Below are 24,684 nucleotides of genomic sequence, written 5' to 3' on the forward strand. Positions count from 1 at the left end.
TATGAGCGAACAACACATTGCATCTGCATTCGACCGTGATCTGGAAGCGATCCAGGCCCATATCATGAAGATGGGTGGCCTTGTCGAAGCCGCCATCATGAGCTCGGCCCGGTCGCTTGAATCGCGCGACGAAGAGCTGGCCCAAGAGGTTCGAAACGGCGACAAGGCAATCGACGCGTTGGAAGAGTTGATCAACGAGGAAACCGCCCGTTTGATCGCTCTGCGTGCGCCCACGGCCAGTGACCTGCGTTTGGTTCTGTCGGTCCTGAAAGTCTCGGCCAACCTTGAACGGATTGGCGATTACTCGAAAAACATCGCCAAACGCACGACTGTTCTTGCGGGTATGGGTGAGATCAACGGCAGCGCGGCCGCCTTGCGTCGCATGGCGCGTGAGGTCGAGCTGATGCTGCGCGACGCTCTGGACGCCTATATCCAGCGTGATGCGGAACTGGCCACCGACGTGATCGACCGGGATGAGGAGGTTGATCAGATGTACAACGGTCTCTTCCGTGAGTTCCTGACCTTCATGGCCGAAGACCCGCGCAACATCACCGCCTGTATGCATCTGCATTTCATCGCCAAGAATATCGAGCGGATGGGCGATCATGTGACGGCGATTGCCGAACAGGTCGTCTATCTGGTCACCGGCGAACGTCCCTCGGAAGCGCGGCCCAAGGCTGACGTGACCGCAGAATCCGCCTAGGAGGCATCGACATGTCCGCTGATCAACCAACGGTCCTGGTGGTCGAAGACGAATTGGCCCAACGTGAAGTGTTGGCCTATAACCTTGAGGCCGAAGGCTTTCGCGTGTCCAAAGCCGGCAGCGGGGATGAGGCCTTGCTGCTGGTCGATGAAGACAGCCCGGACATCATCGTTCTGGACTGGATGATGCCCAATCTCAGCGGCATCGAAGTCTGCCGTCGGCTGAAAACCCGGCCCGATACACGCACGATCCCGATCATTATGCTGTCGGCGCGATCCGAAGAGGTCGACAAGGTGCGTGGCCTGGAAACGGGAGCCGATGACTATGTGGTCAAACCCTATTCGGTGGTCGAACTGATGGCGCGGGTGCGGTCTCAGCTGCGGCGCGTGCGCCCCGCGACCGTCGGGCTGCGGTTGGAGTTTGACGACATCATCCTCGATTCCGAGACCCACAAGGTCAGTCGCAGTGACAAGCCGCTGAAACTGGGCCCGACCGAGTTTCGCTTGCTGAGCACATTCATGGAGAAACCGGGCCGGGTCTGGAGCCGCGAGCAATTGCTCGACCGGGTCTGGGGCCGCGATATTTATGTCGATACGCGGACTGTGGACGTCCATATCGGGCGTTTGCGCAAGGCGCTGACCCAACATGGCGGCGCGGATCCGGTGCGCACGGTACGCGGCGCAGGATACGCATTGGGCTGACCGGGGTAGGGCGTCCAAAGCCCAACTTATGCGGTTTGGTCATGCCATCTTGAGAATGTCTTGCTGTCCTTCGCGGGCAAGTCGGATTATGATCTCCGACGACTGCTTCAGCGGAGAGACAGATGAACGCCCCCGACACCAAACCGACATTGCGCGCCAAGGATCAACCCGACCTGGGAAGCTTTAGCTGGGACGATCCGTTTCGCCTGTCTGACCAGTTGGAAGAAGACGAGCGCATGATCGCGGAAAGTGCCCGCAGCTATGCGCAGGAAAAGCTGCAGCCGCGGGTGACCCAAGCCTTTGCGGATGAGGAAACCGACCCCGAAATCTTCCGCGAGATGGGCGAGATGGGGCTGTTGGGGATCACCGTTCCCGAAGAATATGGCGGGCTTGGATCGGGCTATGTCAGCTACGGCCTTGTCGCGCGCGAGGTCGAACGGGTCGATTCAGGTTACCGGTCTATGATGTCGGTCCAAAGCTCGCTGGTGATGTATCCGATCTATGCCTATGGATCCGAGGCGCAGCGCCGGAAATACCTGCCGAAACTGGCCAGTGGCGAATGGATCGGTTGTTTTGGCCTGACCGAACCGGATGCCGGGTCGGACCCGGCAGGCATGAAAACCCGCGCCGAAAAGATCGATGGCGGCTACCGTTTTACCGGCAGCAAAATGTGGATCTCGAACGCGCCGATTTCAGATGTTTTTGTGGTCTGGGCCAAGTCTGACGCCCATGACGGCAAGATCCGGGGATTTGTTCTGGACAAAGGCCTGAAAGGTCTGAGCGCGCCGAAGATCGAAAACAAACTCAGCCTGCGCGCCTCGATCACGGGTGAGATAGTCCTGGACGGTGTCGAAGTGGACGAGGGCGCTTTGCTGCCCCATGTGCAAGGTTTGAAGGGCCCGTTCGGCTGCCTAAACCGCGCCCGCTATGGCATCAGCTGGGGCACCATGGGCGCCGCCGAAGCCTGCTGGCACGCCGCCCGGCAATACGGGCTGGACCGCAAGCAATTCGACAAGCCCTTGGCCCAGACGCAGCTCTACCAGAAAAAACTGGCCGACATGCAAACCGAGATCGCATTGGGCCTGCAAGCCAGCCTGCGGGTTGGCCGTTTGATGGATCAAGCTCAGGCCGCGCCCGAGATGATCTCAATCGTCAAACGCAACAATTGCGGCAAAGCGCTCGACATCGCACGGATGGCACGGGACATGCATGGGGGCAATGGTATCTCTCTGGAATTTCAGGTTGTGCGCCACATGATCAATCTGGAGACTGTGAACACCTATGAAGGAACCCACGACGTGCACGCCTTGATCCTTGGCCGAGCGCAGACAGGGTTGCAGGCTTTTTATTGAGAAGTGCGTGTAATCAGTATTATGTTATATTAACAGTAGTGCAGACACCTGACGTCGCTTTGTGTATCTTGGTTAAGTAAACGTCAGAAACTATGGCTTATCATGCAGTTACAAGACAAAACCGCAGTTATCACAGGCGGGGCTCAAGGGATTGGGCGTGCCCTGGCTGAGCGTTTTGCCCGTGATGGTGCGCGTGTCGTTTGTGCCGATATCGACGAAACCGGCGCGAAAGATATTGCGGACCAGATTGGCGGACACGCAGTTCATTGCGATGTGTCCAGCGAAGATCACACCGCGGCGCTGATTGACAAAGTCGAAGCTGAGATTGGTCCGATTGATCTGTTTTGCGCCAATGCAGGAATTCTGACGCTTGGCGGTCTGGACGTGCCGAATGAAGACTGGGATCGAATCTGGCGCGTTAATGTCATGTCGCATGTCTGGGCCGCGCGACATGTCATTCCGCGGATGATCGCACGCGGTGGCGGATACTTCATGACCACGGCATCCGCCGCTGGTTTGCTCAACCAACCGGGTGCAGCGCCTTATGGTGTCACCAAACATGCAGCGGTCGGTTTTGCCGAATGGGTTGCTTTGACGTACAGCGATCAGGGCATCAAGACGTCTGTTTTGTGCCCTCAGGCGGTACGATCCGAGATGACGAAGGGTCATGAGAACTCTGTTGCGGCTATTGACGGCATGTTAGAGCCTGAAATCGTCGCTCAAATCTGTGTTGAAGCGATCGAGGAAGAACGGTTCCTCATTCTGCCGCACGCGCAGGTTCTGGACTACATCCGATTGAAAACAGCTGACTATGACCGTTGGATCGAGGGAATGAATAAATTAAATCAGCGCTTTGGCGTTCAAAGCTAACCTTTTGGTTTTGCCCGGCGCATAAGGCCTTCCTGCGCCACAGACGCAACCAGCGTGCCATCTTGAGCATAGATAGAGCCCCGGTTGAAACTGCGCCCCTGCCCCGTCCACGGTGAATCCATCGCATAAAGATGCCAGTTCTGGAACTGAACCGGTGCATGAAACCAAAGCGCGTGATCCAGGCTGGCGGCGTTGACCTCTCCGGTGAACCAGCTGAGCCCGTGTGGACGCAAACCCGAACCCAGCAAGCTCATGTCTGAGGCATAGGCCAGCAGCAGATGCTGAGTTACGGGATCGGCCTGATCGGCGGCATTCATTCGAAACCAGATCGAGTTGCGGTCGTCGGTTTTTGCCGGGTGAAACAGGTCCTGGTGGTCAACTTCGCGCACTTCGATAGGTCGTTCGCGCATCAGTTCGGACTGGAACTTTTCCGGTACGCGGGACAGATACTGTTGTTGCAACGTGTTGCGGAGCGGGTGCGCTTCCGGGCCCTTCACATCGGGAATGGGGTGCTGATGGTCCCAGCCGTCATCCTGTATGTGGAACGAGGCCGACATGTTCAGAATCTGTTTGCCATGCTGAATAGCCACCACCCGACGGGTGGTGAAAGAGCCTCCATCCCGTGCTCGATCCACTTGATAAATAACAGGTTTGTCCGGGTCTCCGGGCCGGATGAAATAAGCGTGCAGCGAATGGCAACTGCGCGACTCAACGGTCCGGTAGGCGGCTGACAGAGCTTGGGCGATAACCTGTCCGCCAAAGATCCGCGTGGGCGTCTCACCGCCCGAGCCGACGCCTCGGAACAGGTCAACCTCAAGCCGCTCGAGATTCAGCAATTCCAGCAGAATGCGTTCAGCTTCGGTCATCGGGCGCGCTCCGGTCGTGGTGTATGTTGTCTGCGTTAGTCCACCAAAGCGACCTGCACAAGGGCTCGCAGCTGCGCGCGGGACGGGTAAGAGCTGGAGGGCGACAATTGGGTGAAAAAGACGGCAGTCATGTCGTTGGCACGATCCACCCAGAAAAAGGTCGACGCCATGCCGCCCCAGCTGAAATCGCCAATGGCGGCCGGCACCTGAAGCCGTCCTGGATCCAGAACAACAGCCCCACCAATGCCGAAACCCATGCCCTCCATCGGTTGTTCTGCAAAGCTACGCGGTCCCATCGAGGCAATGTCGCCTGGCAAGTGATTGCGCATCATAAAGTTTTTGATCCTTGCGCTCAGCACATCACTGTTTGGGCAGCGCAACATCTCGGCAAAACGACTGTAGTCGTCGATGGTGCCGACAAGACCGCCGCCGCCAGAAAACGTTGTCGCGGCTTCGAACGGGGAATCGCCAGGACGATCCACAAGGCGCAACGTATCCGAGCCTTTTTGAGCAGCGTTCAGGTCCATCGCGTCGCCATCCAGCGGCGTATAGAGCGAAGCGAACCGGTCCCCTGCCCCGGCTGGTACCGAAAACCCGGTTTCGCTCATGCCTAAGGGGTCGAAAACATGCGTGGCGAAATAGCGATCCAGTGACTGGCCGGACACCACTTCGATCACGCGACCGATCGCGTCGATCCCGACCGAATATTCCCAGCGCGTTCCGGGCTGAAACGCAAGCGGAAGCCGGGCCAGATCGTGGATGCGTTTCGACAACGGTCCCTGGTCGGGTGCAAAATTTAGGTTTTGTTCATCCATTGCGGCGGGCAGAATACCGGGATTGAACGGATAGCTCAGCCCGCTGGTATGGGTCAGCAACTGCGCCAATGTCGGCGTATTAGCCGGTTCGGTCTGATCGATGCTGCGCGCGTCAGGAATCAGAGCCTGCATATCCTTGAATTCCGGTAGAAATTCGCTGACCGGCGCACTCAGATGCAAAATCCCGCGCTCCAAAATCTGCATCAGAGCAACCGAGGTGACGGGTTTGGTCATAGAATAGATCCGTGCGATCGTATCGCGTTGAAATGGCAGATCCTTTTCAACACTGCGCTGGCCGCAACTGTGAAAGAAGCCTTCGGTGCCAAAACGGTTTAGCAACAGGGCGCAACCTGCATATTTCCGTTCGTCGACATAGCGTTGCATCCAATCACGGATGAGTTGCAATCTCTGAGGATCAAATCCCATTATGAAATCCGCCTGTTTGATGTTCTGCTGTGACCATGAAAAAACACATGTCATGAAAAATGCTAGTCTATTGGATATAAAGATTCGGCCCCTCAACAATCTTGAACCGGAGAAGCAGGATGTCGCAACACATTGAATTTATGTACGACTTTTGCAGTCCGAACGCATATTTGGCCCATAAAGCGCTGTCTGGTCTGAAGCCGCGGCCAAAGTCAGGGATTGTTTTTCAGCCTGTTCTGCTGAGCCTTGTGTTCAAGTTGACCAACAATCAGAATCCGTTTCAGGCTTATTCCGAGAACCGGCAAAAGACCTCGTACCTGACCCATGATCTGCACCGGTTCGCGCGGCGTCGGGGTTTGAGTTTTCACATGAGCCCGCATTTTCCATTAAACACAAAATTTGCAATGCGCGGGGCGAGTTTTGCTCAAGAAAAATCTTGGGAATCCAAATATATAGATGCCGTATTTGATGCGATATGGGTTCATGGGCAAAAGATTGATGATCTGAACGTACTGACCGATGTGTTGCAGGAACACGAGTTACCTGTGCGCAAGATCCGTGACGCGATGACTGATCCCGAGATCAAACAGCGCGTGAAAGACGAAACAAAGGCTGCCGTGCGACGCGGTGTGTTTGGCGTTCCGACATTGTTTTGGGGTTCTGAGATGTTTTTTGGCAAGAACAGCCTTGGAAATCTCGAGCTTGAGATCAAACAGTCGATCTGAGCGCGGCAACCCCATGCTGCGCGAACATCGGCACATAGTTTCCGAACTTTTGCGCTCGTGCAGGATCCGAGGCGTTACCGTCCAAGGCGCGCTTGTAGACGCCCTGAAGAATTCCGGCCATGCGGAAGAAGGTGAAGCCCAGATAAAAGCCGAAATTGTCGATCCCGGCCATCCCGCGCTTACTGCAATATGCGTCGATAAAGGCTTGATCTGACGGCAATCCCAGGCTTTCGCGATCCAGACCGGCCAGCCCGCGCCCTTCTTTTCCGGGCGGCATTTGCCATTGCATGATGACGGCGGCCAGATCGGCATAGGGATGCCCGATGGTCGAGAGTTCCCAGTCCAGAACCCCGATGCAGCGAGTGCCGTCCTGCTCGAACATCAGGTTGTCGATCCGATAGTCACCATGCACCAGGGTGCGTTGGCCATCATCCTCGGGGATCTGCTGCTCGAGTTCTGTGATCAACTGATCCATCACCGGGATGGTTTGCGTCTCGGATGCCCGGTATTGCTTGGTCCAGCGCGCAATCTGGCGTTCGAAGTAATTGCCGGGCGGTCCAAAATCCGAAAGGCCCACCGCGTCGATATCGACCATGTGCAATTCGGAGAGAACCCGGTTCATCTCTTCCATTACGGCTGCGCGGGTCCGAGCTGTTTCGCTTTGCATCGCAGGTTCCATGAAGATGCGACCCGGTAGATGCTGCATCACGTAAAAGGCAGATCCGATCACACTGTCATCTTCGCACAGAAGATGCATTCGGGGGACCGGTACGTTGCTGTCTGCCAGCGCGCGTTGCACGCGGTATTCGCGGTCAACGGCATGAGCAGATTTCAGCAAAACGCCTTCGGGCTTACGCCGCAGCACGTATTGCGCCTTGGGCGTGCGTAGCAGGAATGTCGGGTTGGATTGGCCAATCGCGAATTTCTCCGCCTCCAGCGGGCCTTTGTACCCCTCAAGGTGGTGCTGCAAATAGGCATCTACGGCCTGAACGTCCAAGGCTTGTGTCATGTCACAGCCCCTTAAAGCGCTGCCGCAAAGATATTACCGCCGCTTTGAACATTTATCCCTCCCGACACCGGGATCACCGCGCCTGTAACATAACTGCCGCCCTGCCCGCAGAGAAACAGCATGCAGCCTGCGATATCCTCTTCTCGCCCGACCCGGCCCAGCGGCACGGCGTCGCCCACCTTCTCGCGGGTCTTTTCGTCAGCGGTCGCAAAGGCGGTCATGCGCGATACAAATGGCCCCGGCGCCAAAGCATTGACGGTGACCCGGTACGAAGCCAATTCCTTGGCCATGATTTTGGTCAGGTGCAACACGGCGGCTTTTGACGCGGAATAGCTATAGGCCCCGTCGCCCATAGGCACTTCGCCCATGACCGAGCCCACATTGACCACCCGCGCGGGATCATCGTCGCTGGCCGATTGCATCAGCAAAGGCAACAGCTTCTGGGTCAGGTGGAAAATTCCCGCCACATTCACCGACATGACTTTGTCCCAGGCATCATAGGGGAATTGCCCCATCGGTGCCCCCCACGATACACCCGCATTATTCATCAAAATATCAAGTGTTTGCGTGCGGCTCTTGACCTCTTCCACCAACGCATCAATCCCTGCCTCAGAACTGACATCGCCACCGAAACCTTCGGCCTGACCGGGTGCGCCCAACGCATTCAGTTCAGCCGCGACAGCTTCGCAGGCCTCGCGTTTGCGCGACGCGATTAGTACGCGCGCTCCAGCCCGCACCAGCGCTTCGGCGGCCATGCGCCCGATCCCTGTGGCACCACCGGTAACCAAAGCGGTTTTTCCGTTCAACGAAAACAGGGCTTCGGGTGTCATGTGCTCTCCTCCTTGTGTTGGGCCCAAATTGACGTCACGGACCCTTGGCTGGCAATCGCCGTATTATCCTCTAGTCTGATCCAACGCGTTCAACGGATACAAGGCAAGAGGCGAGAGGGTCGGATGCAGTCATTACTCAGCGTCACACCGGGCGGGCCCGAAACTTTGGAGCTTAGAACTCTCCCTGATCCGGAACCAAAACCCGGTGAGCTTTTGGTGCGTGTACACGCCGCTGGTGTCAATTTCCCCGACACGCTGGTGATCCGGGATCTCTATCAGATCAAACCGCCCCGCCCTTTCGCGCCCGGCGGTGAGATCGCAGGCGAAGTCGTGAGCATTGGTGAGGGGGTTACCGGTTTTGACCCCGGTGACCGCGTGCTTGCCCTGACGGTGCATGGCGGTTTTTCAACTCATCTGTGTCTGAAAGCCGCCACTGCGGTGAAAATCCCCGAAGCGATGCCCTATGACGAGGCCGCATGTTTCCTGTTTACCTATGGCACCTCGTACCACGCCCTAAAAGACCGGGGTGCGCTGCACGCCGGAGAAACACTTTTGGTTCTGGGTGCCGCAGGTGGAGTTGGATCGGCAGCGATCGAGCTGGGCAAAGCCATGGGTGCGCGGGTGATCGCGGCTGTGTCGTCTGAAGAAAAGGCTGAATTCTGCACGTCCATCGGGGCTGATGAGACGTTGATTTACCCGCGCGAGATGACGCGCGAGGCGCAGAAAGAACTGTCGGCACAAATCAAGCAACTGACAGGCGGTTCAGGGGTCGATGTTGCCTACGATGCGGTTGGTGGCGACTATGCAGAACCTGTTGTGCGCAGCATGGCCTGGAACGGACGCTTCCTTGTTGTTGGCTTTCCTGCGGGTATTCCGAGCATTCCGTTGAACCTGACACTGCTGAAAGGCTGCCAGATTGTTGGAGTGTTCTGGGGATCGTCAGTGTTCCGTGATCCAAAGGCGCATGCAGCCAATGTGGGCGAATTGTTCGATCTGTACCTTCAGGGAAAGATCAAACCGAAAATCACCGCTCGTTTTCGGCTGGAACAAGCAAGTGAGGCTTTGACGCTTCTTGCCGATAGGTCAACTCTCGGAAAAGTTGTCATTTCGATGTATTCGACATAACCAGACATCGCGATTCTGTTTGAGGTCGGCTGCCCTGAAACAAAAAAGACATTTTAGGCTGTTACGGCGATATCTAGACGTCCTCAGGTTTCAGGTTTAATAAAAATACAGATGGGGACAGTGAAAATGCAGAAAATCCTGGTTCTGAATGGCCCGAACCTGAATCTGTTGGGCACGCGCCAGCCCGAAGTTTACGGGACCACCACGTTGAAGATGGTGGAAGACATGTGCGCTGCACATGGTCAGAGCCTGGGCCAGCAGGTTTCTCATCTGCAATCCAACCATGAGGGTGTGCTGATCGATGCGATTCACGCCGCTCGTGGAGTTCACGATGGCATCGTTCTGAACGCTGGGGCTTTCACGCACACATCTGTTGCCCTGATGGATGCGATTGCGTCAGCTGAAGTGCCCGTGGTGGAGGTGCATTTGTCCAATATCCACGCACGCGAAGCTTTCCGCCATCACTCCTACATTGCGCCGGTCGCAATCGGACAGATTTGCGGGTTCGGAGCACTGGGCTACAAAATGGCGCTCGACGCCTTGGCCGTCCACTTGTCAGAAGGTGATGGGTCATGAAGCTGAACGAATATCTGCAATTCATCAGTTACGCCAAAACGCTGGAAGAGCTTTGGGCCGCCCATTGCGCGCAGATGGCTGAGTATGGTTTTGACCGGCTGCTCTATGGCCATACGCGATACCGAACCGAAACGTCGCTGGGTGATCCTGAAGACTTCATCATCCTCACCAATCATTGCACCGAATATTTGGATGGGTTCCTGCGTTCGGGCCTCTATTTTCATGCGCCGATGCTGCATTGGGCGCTTGAGAATGAGGGCGCTGCAAGCTGGAAGCTGATCCAGGAAAAGATGTCGGCTGGCACCATGACCGAAAAAGAACGTGAGGTTTATGACTTCAACAGGTCTTTCGGCGCGACAGTAGGGTACACGATCAGCTTTACCTCGGTGTCGATACGTTCAAAAGGGGCGATTTCGATGGCCCATTTTGGAGACAAGTCACAAGAAGAATTGGACGAGATGTGGCAGCAGTATGGTGACGAAATTTTGTTGATGAACAATATGGCTCATCTGAAAATTCTCACTCTGCCCTACAACCCTCCGAACCGCGCTTTGACCAAGCGTCAGCGCGAGGCACTTGAGTGGGTCGGTGACGGAAAAACAACTCAGGACATCGCGATTCTGATGGGGCTTACATCGGCAACAGTTGAGAAACACCTGCGTCTGGCACGCGAAGCTTTGAGCGTCGAAACCACGGCACAGGCGGTTTTGAAGGCCTCGTTGCAGAACCAAATGTTCGTTATTGAAGCCTAAATCCAAAAACAGCGTCAAAAAAGCGCTAATTTACCTAAGGTAAGGAATACACTACTAGGCCCGCCCAGCGGGACAATGCAATATGGCCATGTTCCGTGAGTGGTGGCTTTTTGCCAGGGAACGTTTCGGTCGGATCTTTGCAATATCAGAGCTCTCTGACCAATCTGGCACTAGGGCGCGTATTTATCCGCGTGCGACGGCTGGGATTTTGAGGGGTCCCGACCATCCCCATCTGCGGGGCCCCTCTTCCTATCCTTCATCCCTGTGCTGGATCAGCCCCATTCTGATGTGCGGTGATCCTGAGATTCTGAAAACAAAAAACCGGCCACGTGTCCACGTCGCCGGTTTTGGTAGATGTGCGGCCTGATCAATTGACAGGCCGCATAGGCCTTAGCCTTGTGCCGCTTTGGCAACTTCGGCTGCGAAGTCTTCTTTTTCGACTACGATGCCTTCGCCAACTTCCATGCGAACAAAGCCGGTGACAGTAGCGCCAGCTTCTTTGGCTGCAGCTTCGACGGTCAGATCAGGGTTCACGACGAACTGCTGGTTCAGTAGAGTCGATTCAGCCACGAATTTCTTCATACGGCCGATGATCATTTTTTCGATCACCTGCTCCGGCTTGCCGGATTCGCGGGCGATGTCCATCTGAACCTGCTTTTCCTTCTCGACAATCGCCGGGTCCATGTCTGCCTCGGACAGAGCGGCCGGGTTCACAGCTGCGATATGCATCGCGATCTGCTTGCCGATGGCTTCGTCCCCACCGGTCAAAGCAACCAGAACACCGATTTTGCCCATACCGTTGGTGGCTGCGTTGTGCACGTAAGACACAACAGTGTCGCCCGACAGTTTCGACATACGGCGCACCGACATGTTCTCGCCAATGGTAGCGATCTTGTCGGTCAGGGTGTCAGCAACCGATTTGCCACCCAGATCTGCGGCCAGCAGAGCTTCGACATCGTCGACGCCTTCGGCGGCATAGGTGATCTTGCCAACCATTTCCTGAAACTCAGCGTTCTTCGCAACGAAGTCGGTTTCCGAGTTCACTTCGACAGCAACACCGTTGCCACCGCTTACGTGTACGGCCACCAGACCTTCGGCAGCGGTACGGCCCGATTTCTTGGCCGCTTTGGCCAGGCCTTTGGTGCGCAGCCAATCAACGGCCTCGTCCATGTTGCCACCGGTCTCGGTCAGCGCCTTTTTTGCGTCCATCATGCCTGCGCCGGTCGAGTCGCGCAGTTCTTTTACCATTGCTGCTGTGATTGCCATCTTTAGGCTCTCCTCAATTCAAACGGAATTGGGGCAGGTCATACCCTGCCCCACATATCATTTACGTGACGGGCAGCTTACGCTTCGGCAGGTGTTTCTGCTGCTGCTTCGGCCGGGGCTTCTTCTTCTGCCACCGCTTCTTCAACCGGAGCTTCTTCGAACTCGCCCAGGTCAACGCCCGCTGCACCCAACTGCGCGGTCATACCGTCCAGTGCGGCGCGTGCGGCCAGGTCGCAGTACAGAGCGATTGCGCGGGCTGCGTCGTCATTGCCGGGGATGATGTAATCGACACCATCGGGTGAGCAGTTGGTGTCAACCACGGCCACGACCGGGATCCCCAGCTTGTTGGCTTCGGCGATGGCCAGAGCCTCTTTCTTGACGTCGATGACGAACAGCAGGTCAGGAACGCCACCCATCTCGCGGATACCGCCCAGCGAGGCTTGCAGCTTGGCCTGGTCACGCTCCATGCCCAGACGCTCTTTCTTGGTCAGGCCTTCGGCGCCGGATTCCATCGCTTCATCAATCTGGTTCAGACGGTTGATCGACTGGGAAACGGTTTTCCAGTTGGTCAGCGTGCCACCCAGCCAACGGTGGTTCATGAAGTACTGGGCCGACTTTTCAGCAGCTTCGGCGATCGGGCCAGCGGCCTGACGCTTGGTGCCCACAAACAGAACGCGGCCACCTTTTGCAACGGTGTCACGGACGGCCTGCAGAGCCTGGTCCAGCATCGGAACAGTCTGTGTCAGGTCCATGATGTGGATGCCATTGCGCGAGCCGTAGATGAACGGGCCCATGCGGGGATTCCAACGCTGTGTCTGGTGACCAAAGTGAACGCCAGCTTCCAGCAGCTGACGCATGGTGAACTCGGGAAGAGCCATGCAATTTTCCTTTTCCGGTTTACGCCTGGGCGGGGGTGAAAGAAGCGGATGCTCCAACCGGCGGTCCTGATGAGGATGTCTCCCTCAAAAGTCCCAAACCCCGCCTGCGGGTTTGAATGGCGCGCGTATACGGCAGGTTTTCATGCAGCGCAAGGGCCTTTTGCCCTTATTTTTCAAGCCGGGCCCAGCTGTGAGCGTGGCGCACGGCGTCTTCGCAATGGGCCGCCAGCAGTTTTCGGTTTTCAAAGTCGCTGACCCTGGCGGGCGCGTGATAGATCAGCTCGACCGAGCCTTGGCGCCTTGCCCCCAGCGTCTTGAGCAGATGCGGACCAAAATCCATGTCGCCCCACCAGCCGTAAAAGCGATCCGGCTGCCCTTTAGGAGCATGATATATCACGGAAACAGGCTGCACATAGATGGATTGACGCAGCTCTTCTGTGAAGAATGCCGCGAAGAGCGTTGTTTTAAATGGTAAAACGCGCAAGCCATCGGTCGATGTGCCTTCGGGGAAGAACAACAGCTTATGTCCTGCCTTCAGGCGATCCTCAAAGATTTGGGTCTGCTCGCGGGCTTTCTTGGGGTTGCGTTCGATGAATACGGTGCCTGTGGCGCGTGCCAACCAGCCGATACCGGGCCAGTTCGCGACTTCGGCCTTGGATACGAAATAGACCCTTTTGCGCGCGTTCAGGGCAAAGATATCCAGCCACGAGGTGTGGTTTGCGACCACGGCCCCGGGATGCTGCATCAAAGCACCGGAAGTCTTGAATCCGATTCCAAGGATGCGAAACGCGTTACGGCAGACAAACTGCGAAATATAGGGCGTAACCGGTCGGTGCAGGCCATAGAGCGGACGTTCAACGAGACGGACAGCCAACAAGACGATCAAACCGCCAAAGACCAAGATGGATAGGGGCAGCCCGCGCAAGATCACTAAAATCCAGCCCAGAACGCCCAGTTCGATGGGATCAGGCGCGTCTTCGCTTTGCCAGGAAACGTTGTTCAAGCTTTCAGGTTCCGCTGTACATACGGCGCTGCCGTTCGTTCATCCGCGAGGTGTCCAGAATCAGGCAGACATCGGTGGTGTTGAACGCATGGTCGATATAGGCGCCCTCGCCCACAAAACCGCCCAAACGCAGATAGGCTTTGATCAGAGCGGGCACTTGAACCATTGCTGTTCGCCTGTCCAGCGCGTCCGGGGCCACGAGGTCCATTGATTGGAATACGTCAGGCTGCGCGCGCACCCGCAGATCTTCGGGTGCCAGATGGTTGTGGTGCAGCATGGACAGCGGCTGTGCCAAAGCCGCGATATCGGTACCGTGAAAGCTGGCAACGCCAAACAGAACTTCGATGTCGTGGTCGTTCACATAGGTGGCCAACCCGTTCCACAGGTGATACAACGCCATCCCCCCGCGATAGTCGCGATGTATGCAGGACCGCCCCAGCTCCAGCAGTTTGCGCCCGCTGTGCTTGAGGATGCTCAGGTCATATTCATCCTCGGAATAGAATTGCCCGATCTCAGCCGCTTTGTCGCCGGGCAACAGCCTGTAGACACCGATCACCTGTTGGGTCGCGTTGTCGACGGCAAGCATGTGGTCGAAAAACGGATCAAACCGATCCTGCTCCAACCCCTTTTCGTGGTCGACCATGTCGCCGCCACCACCCAGCTCGCGCACAAAGACCTCATAGCGCAGCCTTTGCGCAGCGCGCAGTTCCTCGGTTGTTTCGGCGAGTTTGACTGTGAAAGAAGAGCCAGCCTCTGGCATGGGCGGTGTCCGTTTTAAAGTTGCGCGCAGTTACCGCGATTGACCGATCAAGCGCAAGAACCGCGCTGTCGTCGGCGATTTGTTAACCATTCATAAACCAGTTTCACGGATCAAAGACGGGCATCAGGGCTATACGTGTTCCGTCGATTACCACTTTCCCCTGCTCGCGAAAGTTAACGGTGATCTTGCCTGCAATGTTGGACTGCACCTGTCCGACGCCCCAATCGGGGAAATCAGGGTGGCGGACATACATGCCCGGTGCAAGAATAGCATTGAGGTCTGTCATGCAAGGGCTCCGATCCGGCAGCAGATACAGCAGGAGGTACGCATGGGCGCATCAGACGTCAACCTTGCCGAGTTGATCGGCTCTCGGATCTGTCACGATCTGATAAGTCCGATCGGGGCGATCACCAACGGGTTGGAGCTGTTGGAAATGGTGGGCACCATGCAGGGCCCCGAGATGGAGTTAATCTCGGGCAGCGTAGGAAGCGCGGGTGCCAAGATCCGGTTTTTTCGGGTGGCATTTGGGGCAGCCAGTGATCAACCGCTGGGCCGGGCCGAGGTCAATGGTTTACTGGCCGATATCGAGATTGCCAGCCGTGTGAAAGTGCATTGGCATGTCACGGAACCGGTCCCCCGTAATCAGGTGAAGCTGGCGTTTCTGGCCTTGTTATGCTGTGAATCCGCGATGCCTCTGGGCGGATCTGTGGCCGTTACCGTAGACGGCAAGGATTGGACGATTACCGCTATGTCCGACAAGATCCAGATCGACACAGGCCTCTGGTCGGGCCTGCCAAGTGGGCGCTTTGCCGAAGCGGTGACCCTAGGAAAGGTTCAGTTCGCTCTTTTGCCAGAAACCGCGCGCGGGATGGGGCGGCGCGTCAGTGCGGAAACTGCATCGACGCGCATCGTGATCCGGTTTTAGGCGCGGATCGTTCCGTCGCCCCGGACAAGGTATTTGAAGCTGGTCAGCTGCGCGGCCCCAACCGGGCCCCGCGCGTGCATCTTGCCTGTGGCGATCCCAATCTCGGCACCCATCCCAAACTCACCACCATCGGCAAACTGGGTCGAGGCATTGTGCATCAGAATGGCGCTGTCGAGCTGCTCAAATAACTTTGCAACCGCAGCGTCATCTTCGGCCATGATGCAATCGGTATGGTTCGAACCATAGCGGCGGATATGGGCAATGGCCGCGTCGATGTTTTCAACGGGTTTCGCAGCGATGATGCTGTCCAGGAACTCTTTGCCCCAATCTTCACCGGTTGCGCCCACAGAACCGTCCAGAGCCAGCACACCTTCGGCATGGACTTCGACTCCCGCCGCCATAAGCGATGCGACAACGTCGCGCCCGAGCGTTTCAGCAACATCTTGATGCACCAGCAGACATTCTGCGGCACCGCAGATACCTGTGCGACGGGTTTTGGCGTTCAGCACGACGTCCAGGGTTTTTTGAGGATCAGCGGATTTATCGATATAGATATGAACGATGCCCTCAAGATGCGCAAAGACCGGCACGCGCGCCTCGCGCTGCACGAGCCCCACCAGACCCTTACCGCCGCGCGGGACGATGACATCGACATATTCGGTCATGGTCAGCAATTCCTGCACCGCAGCCCGGTCACGCGTGGGCACCAGTTGAATGGCGTCTTCGGGCAGGTTGGCCGCCTTCAGGCCTTCGACCAGACAGGCGTGAATGGCGATAGAGGAATGAAAGCTCTCGGACCCGCCGCGCAGGATTACTGCGTTGCCCGATTTCAGGCACAGTGCCCCTGCATCAGCTGTCACATTGGGACGGCTTTCATAGATCACTCCGATCACGCCCAGAGGCGTGCGCACCCGCTGGATATTCAGGCCCGAGGGCATGTCCCATTCTGCCATAACCTCTCCGACCGGGTCGGTTTGTTCGGCCACGGCACGTAGGCCATCGACCATGCCCTGAATACGGTCCTCATCCAGCATCAGGCGATCCATCATTGCCGGGCTCAGGCCCTTGTTGCGCCCAAACTCCAGATCTTTCTGATTGGCTTCAATGATTTGCGCCCGATTGGCCCAGACCGCCTCGGCAGCGGCAATCAACGCTGCGTGCTTGCGCTCGGCACTGGCAAAGGCCAATTCGCTGGACGCCGCCTTGGCGCGCTGACCGAGATCGGCCATCAGGCCGGGAATATTGTCTAGATCCTTCATCTCATCTGCCTTTCGCTTAACGGCTGTCTCAGTCTAATCCTGTGGTGGTCAAAGCGCCAGATCGTCCCGGTGGATCAGAACCGCGCGCCCGGGATAACCCAGGGTGGCTTCGATCTCGGAGGATTTGCGCCCCTTGATGGCATCCGCCTCTTGCGCGGTGTATCGCGTCAGGCCCTGCGCCAGCGGTCGCGCTGCCGGGTCGAGAATTGCAACCGGATCTCCGCGTTCAAAATCCCCCGTCACCTCGACAATACCGGCAGGCAACAAGCTTTTTCCGTTCGTCAGCGCCTTGGCCGCACCCGCGTCTACCGTGATTTCCCCGCGCGGCTTCATCGCTGAAATCCAGCGTTTACGCGCCGCATGCGGGTCGAGCGCTGCCGTGAACCAGGTGCAGTTCGCGTCGTTTTCAAGTGATTTCAGAGGGTTCAGAGGCGAACCTTCGGTGATCGCCATGGTGCAGCCTGCCGCCGTGGCCATTTTGGCGGCCAAAAGTTTGGTCTTCATCCCACCTTTGGACAGGCCAGACCCGGCATCACCCGCCATCGCTTCGATCTCGGGCGTGATTGTGTCGATCTGGTCATAGCGCGTGGCAGAAGGATCCTCGACCGGGTTGCCGGTATAGAAGCCGTCTACATCCGAGAGCAGGATCAACTGATCCGCGCCAACCGTAACCGCGATCTGAGCCGCCAGACGATCATTGTCGCCATAACGGATCTCGTCCGTGGCAACGGTGTCGTTCTCGTTCACGATGGGCACGACGCCGAGGCTCAGCAACGTCTCAAGCGTTGCGCGCGAGTTCAGATAGCGGCGGCGATCCGCGCTGTCTTCCAGCGTTACCAGAACCTGCGCTGTCTTGATGTCATGCGGGGTCAGCGCCTCTTCATAGGCGCGGGCCAGACGGATTTGCCCAACCGCGGCAGCGGCCTGCGATTGCTCTAGCGGTAAGGTTGCCCTCGGAAGGCCCAAAACCTCACGCCCCAATGCGATTGACCCAGACGAGACAAGAACGACATCGGTACCCTGCCCTTTGAGCCAGGCGACATCTTCTGCCAGTGACTTCAGCCAGTCCGATCGCAACAGGCCGCTATGACGGTCTACAAGCAGCGCCGAGCCGATCTTGACAACAAGCCGGCGCGCCGACGTTAGGGTTGCCAAGGCGCGGCCTCCTCGACGGGTTTCTGGCGCAAACGGTTCTCGTCGATCTGCGCGCGCAAGGCCCGCAGCACCTCGGTCACGCCCAGATGCGCCACGCCGGACATGGTCATGACGGGGCCGCCGACCGCCTCTTCCAGCTCGGCCTTGGCCAGAGACATTTCTTCCTCATCCAGCGCATCGACCTTGTTCAATACAGTGATGCGGGGTTTTTCCGCTAGCGCGCCGCCATACGCCTCAAGCTCGTGAATAATCGTCCGGTAATCCTCGGCCACAGTCTCGGACGTGCCATCCACCAGATGCAACAACACCGCGCAGCGTTCCACATGGCCCAGGAACCGGTCGCCAATGCCGCGCCCTTCATGCGCACCTTCGATCAGGCCGGGAATATCGGCCACGACAAATTCAACATTGTCGACACCGACTACGCCCAAATTGGGATGGAGCGTGGTGAACGGGTAGTCGGCGATCTTGGGCCGTGCGTTCGAGGTGGCCGCCAGAAAGGTCGACTTGCCCGCATTGGGCATCCCCAGCAGCCCCACATCGGCAATCAGCTTGAGCCGCAGCCAGATCGTGCGATCAATCCCCGCCTGCCCCGGATTGGCGCGGCGCGGCGCCTGGTTGGTGGCCGATTTGAAATGCAGGTTGCCAAAGCCACCATTGCCGCCCTTGGCCAGCAAGAACCGCTCACCCACCTGCGTCAGGTCGCAGATCACGGTTTCTTCGTCTTCGTCCAGAATCTCGGTGCCCACGGGCACGCGCAGGATGATGTCATCGCCATCCTTACCGGTGCGCTGTTGGCCCCGGCCCGGCTGGCCGTTCTTGGCGAAGAAATGCTGTTGATAGCGGAAGTCGATCAGGGTGTTCAGCCCATCCACAACCTCGGCCCAGACCGAGCCGCCCTTGCCGCCATCACCCCCATCGGGGCCACCATATTCAATATATTTTTCGCGCCGAAAGCTGACGCAGCCATTACCCCCGGCCCCGGACCGGATGTAGACCTTTGCAAGATCGAGAAATTTCATGACTGTCCCCTACTGCAAAGGCCCCACCGGCCACAAGTCAGAGTTTTTTACTATAGGTCCAGGTGGGCACATTCGCGTCGCGCGCCACCGAATAGCTTTCAGCGTCCCCCAGGTACTCAAAGCCACAATGGGTCAGTACCCGCGCCGAGGCCGGGTTGTCCTGAAACACGCTGGCAAACATGTTGGCATTGTCCAGCGGGTTGGTCATCACCAGAGCCTCAACCGCTTTGGACGCAACGCCTGTGTTCCAATAGAGCGGCGCGACCCAATAGCTGACCTCGGACTGATTGCGATCCAGCCGCTGCAGCGAGATCAGACCGATCAGTTCCGGCCCGCCTTCCTTGGTGTCATCAATGACCCAGACGTCCTCATCGCGGTCCTCGGCCATCGAGCGCGTGACCATAGCCTCGATCGAGCCCGGCGGCAGCGGATGCGGGATCTTTGTCGTCATCCGCGCGACACGCTCGTCGCTGGCGTAATGTTCAATAAGCCCCATATCCGACCGGCGCAGAGGGCGCAGGTCGAACCGCTCGGTTTCTATGACCGGCTGATTTATGATGGCTTCCAGTTTCATGAGTGCGTTCCTCCTCCGAACAACACAAAAAATACAGACGCGACTGTGAGACCCGCCAAGGTCCACATCAGATATTTTTCCGCAGGCCGTCCTTCAACCGCATGGGCGATCCTGTCACCCGCAAATGTCCAGATCGGGTGAAGCACGACCTGGCAAATCAACAAACAAAGAGCGATTGTGATCGTAGCTTGCAAACTTGGCGTTCCTGTGGCGACAAAGCCGGTAAACCCGGCAATGATCATCGCCCAGGCCTTGGGGTTCAGCGGATGCACGATCAACCCGGCCCAAAAGCCCGGCGCACCACCTTCTGAGGCTTGTCTGGACAATCGCGTATTGGCGATCTTCCAAGCGAGCCAGATGATATAAGCCGCCGACGCGTATTTCAGAACGGCAAACACAATCGGTGCCTGTTCGGCCAGTTGCAGCAGGCCAAAACCCACAGGCCAGATGATCAGCTGTTTGCCCAGGATGACCCCGCCCACAAATGGCAGCGCCGCCCGAAAGCCATAACGCGCACCGGTGCCCAGCAGAACCATGTTGGCGGGTCCCGGCGTGCCAACCTGGCTGGCAGCAAAGATCAGGAAACTGGTGGTGGCAACCGTCATTGCGCCGCCTCCCAATCTGCGCGCGAGAGCGCCATTTCCTGAATGATCACGTCTTCGTCAGCCGACACGACTTTGGCCGGGCGTCGACCGGTTGGCCGGAAGCCAATCTTGGACAGCACAGCCTTTGATCGCTCGTTGCCGAGGTGATAACCCGAGTCGATATCCTCACAATCGGTTCGGAAATGCCGTGCTGTCATCGCCTGCGCGGCTTCGGTGACGTAACCGTGCCCCCAAGACCCCTTTTCGATCCAATACCCCATTTGATTGCCAAGAGAGATGCAACCAATAAGGTTGTTATCCAATGTAATGGCAAAGGCGTCCGAGGGACCGGCGATGTTGTTAATGAAGTCGATGGCGTGGTCCGTATCGTAGGGATAGGGAACCACAGTCAGCCACCGTACCAAATCCAGGTCATTCAGGAGGTCGACCAAACGCGATGCGTCCTCGCGCCGGAACCGACGCAAGACAAGACGCTGTGTTTTGATCACTTCGGTCATAGGACCGCTCCTGAAAACGAGAAAGGGGGCCGGCTTGTTCTGCCGGTCCCCCATGAATTTTTTGCTAACCTTATGGGTTTCGGCTTACTCTGCGGCCTCCGCCACTGGCAGGACCGAAATAAAGGTGCGGTTTTTCAGTCCCTTGTGGAACTTCACGGCGCCATCGGTGGTTGCAAAGATGGTGTGATCTTTGCCCATGCCTACGCCTTCGCCCGGCCAAAACTTGGTGCCGCGCTGACGTACGATGATGTTGCCCGCGATGGCCGCCTGGCCACCATAGAGTTTCACGCCAAGGCGACGACCCGCTGAGTCGCGACCGTTACGGGAGGAACCGCCAGCTTTTTTATGTGCCATTCTCTCTCTCCTTAGCCTTTGGCCAGTTCTTTGGCCTGTTCGATCCAGCCTTCACGCTCGATCCGGCCTTTGAACGACAGTTTCTCGTCCATAGCAGCAACGTCTTCTTCCGTCCATGCCGCAATCTGAGCAAATGTGGTCACGCCTGCGTCGAGAAGCTTTTTCTCAAGCGCGGGGCCAACACCCGACAATTTCTTCAGATCGTCTGCACCCGCTTCAGCAGCGGCAGGCGCTTCGGCCTTGGTTGCTTTCTTGGGGGCCGCTTTCTTTGGAGCGGAAGCTTCGACGGCAGTGGCCGAGACCGAACCGGTTGCGGCTTTGACGCCCGACTTGTCAGCGCCCGACGACAGAATGTCGGTGATCTTGACCAGTGTCAGCTTCTGACGGTGGCCAACGGTACGCTTCGAGCTGTGCTTACGACGGCGTTTGACGAATTTGATGACCTTGTCACCTTTGATCTGTTCGATCACTTCGGCCTGAACGCCTGCGCCTTCAACGAAAGGTGCACCAACAACCGGAGCGTCACCGCCCAGCATCAGAACATCGTTGAATTGAACTGTTTCACCTGCATCGGCAGCCAGCTTTTCAACACGGAGCATATCGCCCGCCTGAACCTTGTACTGCTTGCCGCCAGTCTTGAGGACCGCAAACATGCGTCTTTCCTTTTCCATACCGCGTTCTGTGGTCCCCATACGGGTGTTGTCGGCTTTCGCCACCTCGAACAGCGCGCCCTTTTCGGGCTGTGTGACTGACCTTTGGCCTAATGGCCGTGGGTCAAATAATAACGATACCCGGCGCGGAAAACCGGCCGGGATGCGCGCTTATCCAGAGATTGGAGGGTAAAGTCAACCCTAAATGGGTCTTAGAGATCGGACGCGTTGATCTCTTTCGAAACGGCCGTTCCAAGCTGGTACCAGATGCCGTCGAATATGTCATCGAACCCCGCAAACAAGGCCCTGTTCAAAGCGCGCCCCGTCTCGGTGCGCGAAAAGGCGATGTTCTCGCGCAGCTCGGCCTCGCTCAGCGGACGGTAGGCCATCAGTAGAAAGGAATAGAGCCATTCTGTGGTTTCCGCTTTCGAAACTTCATCGTCCAGCAGCCCCAGCAGAAAACTGTCACTGCTTGCAAAAGAGTCGCGACCCTCGGACAGACCGAGATAGAAGTTGTAATGCGCGCTCATCGAGCCTTGAACGTTCAGTTCAATCAGATTGTTCAGGCGGATGTACTCTTCGATCAGCCGATAGAACGGGCTGTCATGGTCAGCGTCGCGATAAGAGGCAATCGCATAGTCTTCGATCTGCTCATCCCAGAAAGCACGCCGGGCCGCGTTTTCGAGGGTGACGATGGACTGCCCAAGTTCGGATTCGAAGAAAATCGCAGCCTTTTCGATCTGCGCATCGGTCATTTTTCGATCCAAAGCGGACGCGATTTGATCATGCAGGCGTGTTTCATCGAACAAAAGGTCGATCTGTTCCTCGTAATATTGCCCTGCCCGCCCGTTCAGCAGGGTTTCGTTCAGATCCTTTCCCTGCTCTAGCCCCTCGGCCCGGAGAATTTCCGCCACGTCTGCCAAGTGCATGGCTTTGGCCAAACGCTCAAGATTGTCACTGGCGGCCAGCGGCCCGGCCCAAAGCAGCGCAGCGATCAGTAAAGCGACAAGCCGCATCAGATATCTTGTGCCGGGCGCAGTTCGGCCATCCGTGTGGCAAGAACTTCGAACCGCATCGCCATGATTTCGTACTGGATCGCGTTCAGCAGTTCATAGACCTCTTGCATCAGCGGCTGTTCCAATGCGTCGACATATGCATCAACATCGGCGTCAGAGAAATCCTGATAGGTATAGGCGGCACCGGCCAGGGCCGACAGTTGCAGCGACCGGCGCATCTCGCCCTCGTTCTGTCGCATCATCTCGCGCAGCTCATCGCCGCTTAGTTGCAGCTCGATCACGCCCGAGGCGCTTGCGGCCATCAAAAACCGCACTTGAATTTCCTGCAACGCCCGAAGAGACGTCCCGCTGGCATCCACCGCGCGGTTCATCCGTTTCAGGCTTTCCACCCGGTCCGAGCCTTGTTGAATCAGATCGGCCACGATCTTCTGCCCTTCCGTCTGAGTGGCTGCATCATCTTCTTGCATATGCGAGGCGTTTTCAGCCACGACCAGCCGCTGTCCCAGGTCCGAGGCATAGAACTCGACCGCGTGGTTCAGGGCCTCTTCGCTCAGGGTTTGCTCTAAGATCGATACGGCAGTTTCATGCATCTCTTGCGTGTCGAACACTTCTTCGGTCAGGCGGGCCCAATCCGATCCGAACCCGTCGGGATCAATGCCAAGCATCTCGGGCGCCGAGGCAGAGGCCAGCGCGATGCTTTCCAAAGCAACGTCAAAGCCGGTGGTGGTCAGAAAGGCCTCGATCCTGTCCCGATTTGCGGCTGACACTGGAACGGTCAGAGCAAAAACTATGGCGCAGGTGAGCATAAAGGGCGAAAGCAGGTGGCGAGCAAGGTTTGTCATACTGGCAAGCTTAGGCCTATTCGGCTGGCTGGCAATGGAAAATCCCACAAAGGGAAATTTGGGGAATTTTCTGCTTGCGCCCCTGCCCGTTCCTCACTAAATCCCCCCCTCACAGACCCCCGCGGAGAGGTGCCGGAGTGGTCGAACGGGGCGGTCTCGAAAACCGTTGTGGGTGCAAGCCCACCCAGGGTTCGAATCCCTGTCTCTCCGCCATTTGATCAGCGCGAGTGCGCTGCGATTGTTTCAATAGCACGACAGTTTCAATATGCCGCGAGCGACATGGCGTGTTTTTGCCGCTGTGCTGCCGGGTGATCAGCAGACACTGGCCCAATTCGGACATAGGGGTGCGGCGCATCGGTTTTCCCCTTTCGACTCGCTACTTTTGGGGCGATGGAACCCTCGCAACTCACCCCTAAGGAGCATTTCCATGTCACGCACACTTTTGATTGTCGCCATAGCCGCCATCGGCGCAGGCGCGTATTACTACCTGAACCAACCCGAACCGACACCGGCGGAAGAGCTTCAATCCGCAGCGCAGGACGTAGGTGAAGCTGCTGGTGAAGCGACCGAAGCTGCGCGCCAGGCGGTAAGCGACGCGCTGGACAGTGCCGTTGATCAGGCCACCGAGACCGCAGAGGCGGCGCAAGAGGCTGTGACCGATACTGCAAATGCAGCAGCAGATCAGATCAGCGACGGCGCGTCATCTGTTGGGACGCAGGTCGAAGACGCCGCAACCGAGGCAGGCGACCAAATTGCAGCGCTGTCGCAACAGGGTCAGGATCTGTTCAATTCGTGGATCGAAGACGGTACGCTGACAACGGGACAGTTCGACTATGACAGCATGGTCGCGTCGGTGCGGGACAGCGCATTGGCGCAAGAGATTAAGACCCAGGCGATTGTGATTTTGGATGAGATCAAAGCCTCACCCGAGACCTTGGTCACAAAGATGCAGGAGTTGCAGCAGCTTTTGACGCAACCGCAATAAAACACTTGGGTCGGCGCGTGTGGCCGGCCCTTGCCTTCAGGTCACGCGCTTGACCGGTTGACGCTCTGCAGCGCGTTTGTTTGACTCCTTCTCAACCTGTCCAACGTGACCGTCCGATATGATGTGCATCGGAGAGTGCGGTC

The 24,684-nt window shown here is 57.4% G+C and carries 29 protein-coding genes and 1 tRNA gene; 11 read left to right on the plus strand and 19 right to left on the minus strand.

Annotated features, from left to right (window positions below):
- Position 1: 1 nt before the first annotated feature.
- The 4 genes from phoU to GOW40_RS00425 all read left to right on the plus strand — a co-directional run bounded on the left by phoU (position 2) and on the right by GOW40_RS00425 (position 3,626).
- Complete coding sequence (phoU, locus tag GOW40_RS00410) at positions 2-703, plus strand: phosphate signaling complex protein PhoU (RefSeq protein WP_171099005.1); 702 nt, start codon at positions 2-4, stop codon at positions 701-703.
- Between the two features lie 11 nt (positions 704-714).
- Complete coding sequence (phoB, locus tag GOW40_RS00415; RefSeq protein ID WP_171129495.1) at positions 715-1,404, plus strand: phosphate regulon transcriptional regulator PhoB; 690 nt, start codon at positions 715-717, stop codon at positions 1,402-1,404.
- A gap of 122 nt (positions 1,405-1,526) precedes the next feature.
- On the plus strand, positions 1,527-2,756 hold the full coding sequence (locus tag GOW40_RS00420; protein WP_171129492.1) for an acyl-CoA dehydrogenase: 1,230 nt from the start codon (positions 1,527-1,529) through the stop codon (positions 2,754-2,756).
- 102 nt (positions 2,757-2,858) lie between these two features.
- On the plus strand, positions 2,859-3,626 hold the full coding sequence (locus tag GOW40_RS00425) for an SDR family oxidoreductase (protein ID WP_171129490.1): 768 nt from the start codon (positions 2,859-2,861) through the stop codon (positions 3,624-3,626).
- Here the strand turns inward: GOW40_RS00425 and GOW40_RS00430 are convergent.
- Complete coding sequence (locus GOW40_RS00430) at positions 3,623-4,492, minus strand: acyl-CoA thioesterase II (RefSeq protein WP_171129488.1); 870 nt, start codon at positions 4,490-4,492, stop codon at positions 3,623-3,625. The two genes, GOW40_RS00425 and GOW40_RS00430, sit on opposite strands and share 4 nt — an antisense overlap.
- Positions 4,493-4,527: 35 nt before the next feature.
- A complete protein-coding gene (locus GOW40_RS00435; RefSeq protein ID WP_171230824.1) occupies positions 4,528-5,733 on the minus strand; it encodes a serine hydrolase in 1,206 nt (401 codons plus the stop codon).
- A gap of 119 nt (positions 5,734-5,852) precedes the next feature.
- Between GOW40_RS00435 and GOW40_RS00440 the strand changes: the two genes are divergently transcribed.
- On the plus strand, positions 5,853-6,458 hold the full coding sequence (locus GOW40_RS00440) for a 2-hydroxychromene-2-carboxylate isomerase (RefSeq protein WP_171129483.1): 606 nt from the start codon (positions 5,853-5,855) through the stop codon (positions 6,456-6,458).
- Here the strand turns inward: GOW40_RS00440 and GOW40_RS00445 are convergent.
- Positions 6,442-7,467: a phosphotransferase family protein gene (locus tag GOW40_RS00445; protein WP_171129481.1), complete on the minus strand. Its 1,026-nt coding sequence runs from the start codon at positions 7,465-7,467 to the stop codon at positions 6,442-6,444. The two genes, GOW40_RS00440 and GOW40_RS00445, sit on opposite strands and share 17 nt — an antisense overlap.
- Positions 7,468-7,478: 11 nt before the next feature.
- Positions 7,479-8,297, minus strand: coding sequence for an SDR family NAD(P)-dependent oxidoreductase (locus tag GOW40_RS00450; RefSeq protein ID WP_171129479.1), 819 nt, complete (start codon positions 8,295-8,297; stop codon positions 7,479-7,481).
- A 123-nt stretch (positions 8,298-8,420) separates the two neighbouring features.
- Here GOW40_RS00450 and GOW40_RS00455 point away from each other — a divergent pair, with 123 nt between their 5' ends.
- The 3 genes from GOW40_RS00455 to GOW40_RS00465 all read left to right on the plus strand — a co-directional run bounded on the left by GOW40_RS00455 (position 8,421) and on the right by GOW40_RS00465 (position 10,750).
- A complete protein-coding gene (locus tag GOW40_RS00455; protein ID WP_171129477.1) occupies positions 8,421-9,422 on the plus strand; it encodes an NADPH:quinone oxidoreductase family protein in 1,002 nt (333 codons plus the stop codon).
- Positions 9,423-9,548: 126 nt separating this feature from the next.
- Positions 9,549-9,998, plus strand: coding sequence for a type II 3-dehydroquinate dehydratase (gene aroQ, locus GOW40_RS00460; protein WP_171129475.1), 450 nt, complete (start codon positions 9,549-9,551; stop codon positions 9,996-9,998).
- Positions 9,995-10,750 (plus strand): LuxR family transcriptional regulator, encoded by a 756-nt coding sequence (locus tag GOW40_RS00465; protein ID WP_171129473.1) that lies wholly within the window; start codon positions 9,995-9,997, stop codon positions 10,748-10,750. Before aroQ ends, GOW40_RS00465 begins: the two co-directional genes overlap by 4 nt.
- A 390-nt stretch (positions 10,751-11,140) precedes the next feature.
- Here GOW40_RS00465 and tsf read toward each other — a convergent pair whose 3' ends face one another.
- The 5 genes from tsf to GOW40_RS00490 form a co-directional block, all read right to left on the minus strand.
- A complete protein-coding gene (gene tsf / locus GOW40_RS00470) occupies positions 11,141-12,016 on the minus strand; it encodes a translation elongation factor Ts (protein WP_171129471.1) in 876 nt (291 codons plus the stop codon).
- A gap of 77 nt (positions 12,017-12,093) precedes the next feature.
- Positions 12,094-12,894: a 30S ribosomal protein S2 gene (gene rpsB / locus GOW40_RS00475; protein WP_171098979.1), complete on the minus strand. Its 801-nt coding sequence runs from the start codon at positions 12,892-12,894 to the stop codon at positions 12,094-12,096.
- 166 nt (positions 12,895-13,060) lie between these two features.
- The gene (locus GOW40_RS00480; protein WP_171129469.1) at positions 13,061-13,897 is read right to left on the minus strand and encodes a 1-acyl-sn-glycerol-3-phosphate acyltransferase; all 837 of its coding nucleotides are present in this window, start codon (positions 13,895-13,897) and stop codon (positions 13,061-13,063) included.
- A gap of 4 nt (positions 13,898-13,901) precedes the next feature.
- Entirely contained in the window at positions 13,902-14,657 is a 756-nt protein-coding gene (locus tag GOW40_RS00485; protein WP_171129467.1) for a GNAT family N-acetyltransferase, read from the minus strand.
- Between the two features lie 103 nt (positions 14,658-14,760).
- Complete coding sequence (locus tag GOW40_RS00490) at positions 14,761-14,943, minus strand: DUF3553 domain-containing protein (protein WP_008756567.1); 183 nt, start codon at positions 14,941-14,943, stop codon at positions 14,761-14,763.
- 42 nt (positions 14,944-14,985) lie between these two features.
- Between GOW40_RS00490 and GOW40_RS00495 the strand changes: the two genes are divergently transcribed.
- Positions 14,986-15,582, plus strand: coding sequence for a histidine phosphotransferase family protein (locus GOW40_RS00495; protein WP_171136394.1), 597 nt, complete (start codon positions 14,986-14,988; stop codon positions 15,580-15,582).
- On the opposite strand, the gene GOW40_RS00500 is transcribed toward GOW40_RS00495, so the two are convergent.
- From GOW40_RS00500 to GOW40_RS00545, 10 genes are all read right to left on the minus strand, one after another.
- Positions 15,579-16,841 carry a glutamate-5-semialdehyde dehydrogenase gene (locus tag GOW40_RS00500; RefSeq protein ID WP_171129463.1) on the minus strand — a complete coding sequence of 421 codons (1,263 nt, stop codon included), beginning with the start codon at positions 16,839-16,841 and terminating at the stop codon, positions 15,579-15,581. The genes GOW40_RS00495 and GOW40_RS00500 overlap by 4 nt on opposite strands.
- A gap of 48 nt (positions 16,842-16,889) precedes the next feature.
- On the minus strand, positions 16,890-17,996 hold the full coding sequence (proB, locus tag GOW40_RS00505; protein WP_171129461.1) for a glutamate 5-kinase: 1,107 nt from the start codon (positions 17,994-17,996) through the stop codon (positions 16,890-16,892).
- On the minus strand, positions 17,984-19,018 hold the full coding sequence (gene obgE, locus GOW40_RS00510; RefSeq protein ID WP_171098967.1) for a GTPase ObgE: 1,035 nt from the start codon (positions 19,016-19,018) through the stop codon (positions 17,984-17,986). Before obgE ends, proB begins: the two co-directional genes overlap by 13 nt.
- Before the next feature lie 37 nt (positions 19,019-19,055).
- Positions 19,056-19,592, minus strand: coding sequence for a GNAT family N-acetyltransferase (locus GOW40_RS00515; protein WP_171098964.1), 537 nt, complete (start codon positions 19,590-19,592; stop codon positions 19,056-19,058).
- Positions 19,589-20,197 carry a LysE family translocator gene (locus GOW40_RS00520; RefSeq protein ID WP_171129459.1) on the minus strand — a complete coding sequence of 203 codons (609 nt, stop codon included), beginning with the start codon at positions 20,195-20,197 and terminating at the stop codon, positions 19,589-19,591. Before GOW40_RS00520 ends, GOW40_RS00515 begins: the two co-directional genes overlap by 4 nt.
- Positions 20,194-20,694, minus strand: a complete 501-nt coding sequence (locus tag GOW40_RS00525) for a GNAT family N-acetyltransferase (RefSeq protein ID WP_171129457.1) — start codon at positions 20,692-20,694, stop codon at positions 20,194-20,196. The genes GOW40_RS00520 and GOW40_RS00525 overlap by 4 nt, the downstream gene beginning before the upstream one ends.
- Positions 20,695-20,778: 84 nt before the next feature.
- Positions 20,779-21,048 (minus strand): 50S ribosomal protein L27, encoded by a 270-nt coding sequence (gene rpmA, locus GOW40_RS00530; protein ID WP_039535512.1) that lies wholly within the window; start codon positions 21,046-21,048, stop codon positions 20,779-20,781.
- Positions 21,049-21,059: 11 nt separating this feature from the next.
- Entirely contained in the window at positions 21,060-21,701 is a 642-nt protein-coding gene (locus GOW40_RS00535) for a 50S ribosomal protein L21 (RefSeq protein WP_171129455.1), read from the minus strand.
- A gap of 209 nt (positions 21,702-21,910) precedes the next feature.
- Positions 21,911-22,714, minus strand: coding sequence for a DUF2059 domain-containing protein (locus tag GOW40_RS00540; RefSeq protein WP_171129453.1), 804 nt, complete (start codon positions 22,712-22,714; stop codon positions 21,911-21,913).
- The gene (locus GOW40_RS00545; RefSeq protein ID WP_171129451.1) at positions 22,714-23,556 is read right to left on the minus strand and encodes a DUF2059 domain-containing protein; all 843 of its coding nucleotides are present in this window, start codon (positions 23,554-23,556) and stop codon (positions 22,714-22,716) included. The genes GOW40_RS00540 and GOW40_RS00545 overlap by 1 nt, the downstream gene beginning before the upstream one ends.
- Positions 23,557-23,679: 123 nt before the next feature.
- On the opposite strand from GOW40_RS00545, the gene GOW40_RS00550 reads away from it, so the two are divergent.
- Together GOW40_RS00550 and GOW40_RS00555 are read left to right on the plus strand one after the other, a co-directional pair.
- A tRNA-Ser gene (locus GOW40_RS00550) sits at positions 23,680-23,769 on the plus strand.
- A gap of 214 nt (positions 23,770-23,983) precedes the next feature.
- Positions 23,984-24,541, plus strand: coding sequence for a hypothetical protein (locus tag GOW40_RS00555; protein ID WP_171129448.1), 558 nt, complete (start codon positions 23,984-23,986; stop codon positions 24,539-24,541).
- The last annotated feature ends 143 nt before the right edge of the window (positions 24,542-24,684 follow it).

The sequence above is a fragment of the Ruegeria sp. HKCCA6707 genome (genome assembly GCF_013033515.1).
Taxonomy (GTDB): domain Bacteria; phylum Pseudomonadota; class Alphaproteobacteria; order Rhodobacterales; family Rhodobacteraceae; genus Ruegeria.

Excerpts from the sequence above, each read along its gene's own strand:
- GOW40_RS00465 (WP_171129473.1), top strand. The coding sequence starts at position 9,995 with ATGAAGCTGAACGAATATCTGCAATTCATCAGTTACGCCAAAACGCTG.
- rpmA (WP_039535512.1), bottom strand. The coding sequence starts at position 21,048 with ATGGCACATAAAAAAGCTGGCGGTTCCTCCCGTAACGGTCGCGACTCA.
- GOW40_RS00485 (WP_171129467.1), bottom strand. The coding sequence starts at position 14,657 with ATGCCAGAGGCTGGCTCTTCTTTCACAGTCAAACTCGCCGAAACAACC.
- GOW40_RS00535 (WP_171129455.1), bottom strand. The coding sequence starts at position 21,701 with ATGTTTGCGGTCCTCAAGACTGGCGGCAAGCAGTACAAGGTTCAGGCG.
- GOW40_RS00525 (WP_171129457.1), bottom strand. The coding sequence starts at position 20,694 with ATGACCGAAGTGATCAAAACACAGCGTCTTGTCTTGCGTCGGTTCCGG.
- GOW40_RS00515 (WP_171098964.1), bottom strand. The coding sequence starts at position 19,592 with ATGAAACTGGAAGCCATCATAAATCAGCCGGTCATAGAAACCGAGCGG.
- phoB (WP_171129495.1), top strand. The coding sequence starts at position 715 with ATGTCCGCTGATCAACCAACGGTCCTGGTGGTCGAAGACGAATTGGCC.
- aroQ (WP_171129475.1), top strand. The coding sequence starts at position 9,549 with ATGCAGAAAATCCTGGTTCTGAATGGCCCGAACCTGAATCTGTTGGGC.
- obgE (WP_171098967.1), bottom strand. The coding sequence starts at position 19,018 with ATGAAATTTCTCGATCTTGCAAAGGTCTACATCCGGTCCGGGGCCGGG.
- GOW40_RS00420 (WP_171129492.1), top strand. The coding sequence starts at position 1,527 with ATGAACGCCCCCGACACCAAACCGACATTGCGCGCCAAGGATCAACCC.
- GOW40_RS00520 (WP_171129459.1), bottom strand. The coding sequence starts at position 20,197 with ATGACGGTTGCCACCACCAGTTTCCTGATCTTTGCTGCCAGCCAGGTT.
- GOW40_RS00455 (WP_171129477.1), top strand. The coding sequence starts at position 8,421 with ATGCAGTCATTACTCAGCGTCACACCGGGCGGGCCCGAAACTTTGGAG.
- phoU (WP_171099005.1), top strand. The coding sequence starts at position 2 with ATGAGCGAACAACACATTGCATCTGCATTCGACCGTGATCTGGAAGCG.
- tsf (WP_171129471.1), bottom strand. The coding sequence starts at position 12,016 with ATGGCAATCACAGCAGCAATGGTAAAAGAACTGCGCGACTCGACCGGC.
- GOW40_RS00430 (WP_171129488.1), bottom strand. The coding sequence starts at position 4,492 with ATGACCGAAGCTGAACGCATTCTGCTGGAATTGCTGAATCTCGAGCGG.
- GOW40_RS00440 (WP_171129483.1), top strand. The coding sequence starts at position 5,853 with ATGTCGCAACACATTGAATTTATGTACGACTTTTGCAGTCCGAACGCA.
- GOW40_RS00445 (WP_171129481.1), bottom strand. The coding sequence starts at position 7,467 with ATGACACAAGCCTTGGACGTTCAGGCCGTAGATGCCTATTTGCAGCAC.
- GOW40_RS00435 (WP_171230824.1), bottom strand. The coding sequence starts at position 5,733 with ATGGGATTTGATCCTCAGAGATTGCAACTCATCCGTGATTGGATGCAA.
- GOW40_RS00495 (WP_171136394.1), top strand. The coding sequence starts at position 14,986 with ATGGGCGCATCAGACGTCAACCTTGCCGAGTTGATCGGCTCTCGGATC.
- GOW40_RS00545 (WP_171129451.1), bottom strand. The coding sequence starts at position 23,556 with ATGACAAACCTTGCTCGCCACCTGCTTTCGCCCTTTATGCTCACCTGC.
- GOW40_RS00555 (WP_171129448.1), top strand. The coding sequence starts at position 23,984 with ATGTCACGCACACTTTTGATTGTCGCCATAGCCGCCATCGGCGCAGGC.
- GOW40_RS00425 (WP_171129490.1), top strand. The coding sequence starts at position 2,859 with ATGCAGTTACAAGACAAAACCGCAGTTATCACAGGCGGGGCTCAAGGG.
- GOW40_RS00490 (WP_008756567.1), bottom strand. The coding sequence starts at position 14,943 with ATGACAGACCTCAATGCTATTCTTGCACCGGGCATGTATGTCCGCCAC.
- GOW40_RS00500 (WP_171129463.1), bottom strand. The coding sequence starts at position 16,841 with ATGAAGGATCTAGACAATATTCCCGGCCTGATGGCCGATCTCGGTCAG.
- rpsB (WP_171098979.1), bottom strand. The coding sequence starts at position 12,894 with ATGGCTCTTCCCGAGTTCACCATGCGTCAGCTGCTGGAAGCTGGCGTT.
- GOW40_RS00540 (WP_171129453.1), bottom strand. The coding sequence starts at position 22,714 with ATGCGGCTTGTCGCTTTACTGATCGCTGCGCTGCTTTGGGCCGGGCCG.
- GOW40_RS00450 (WP_171129479.1), bottom strand. The coding sequence starts at position 8,297 with ATGACACCCGAAGCCCTGTTTTCGTTGAACGGAAAAACCGCTTTGGTT.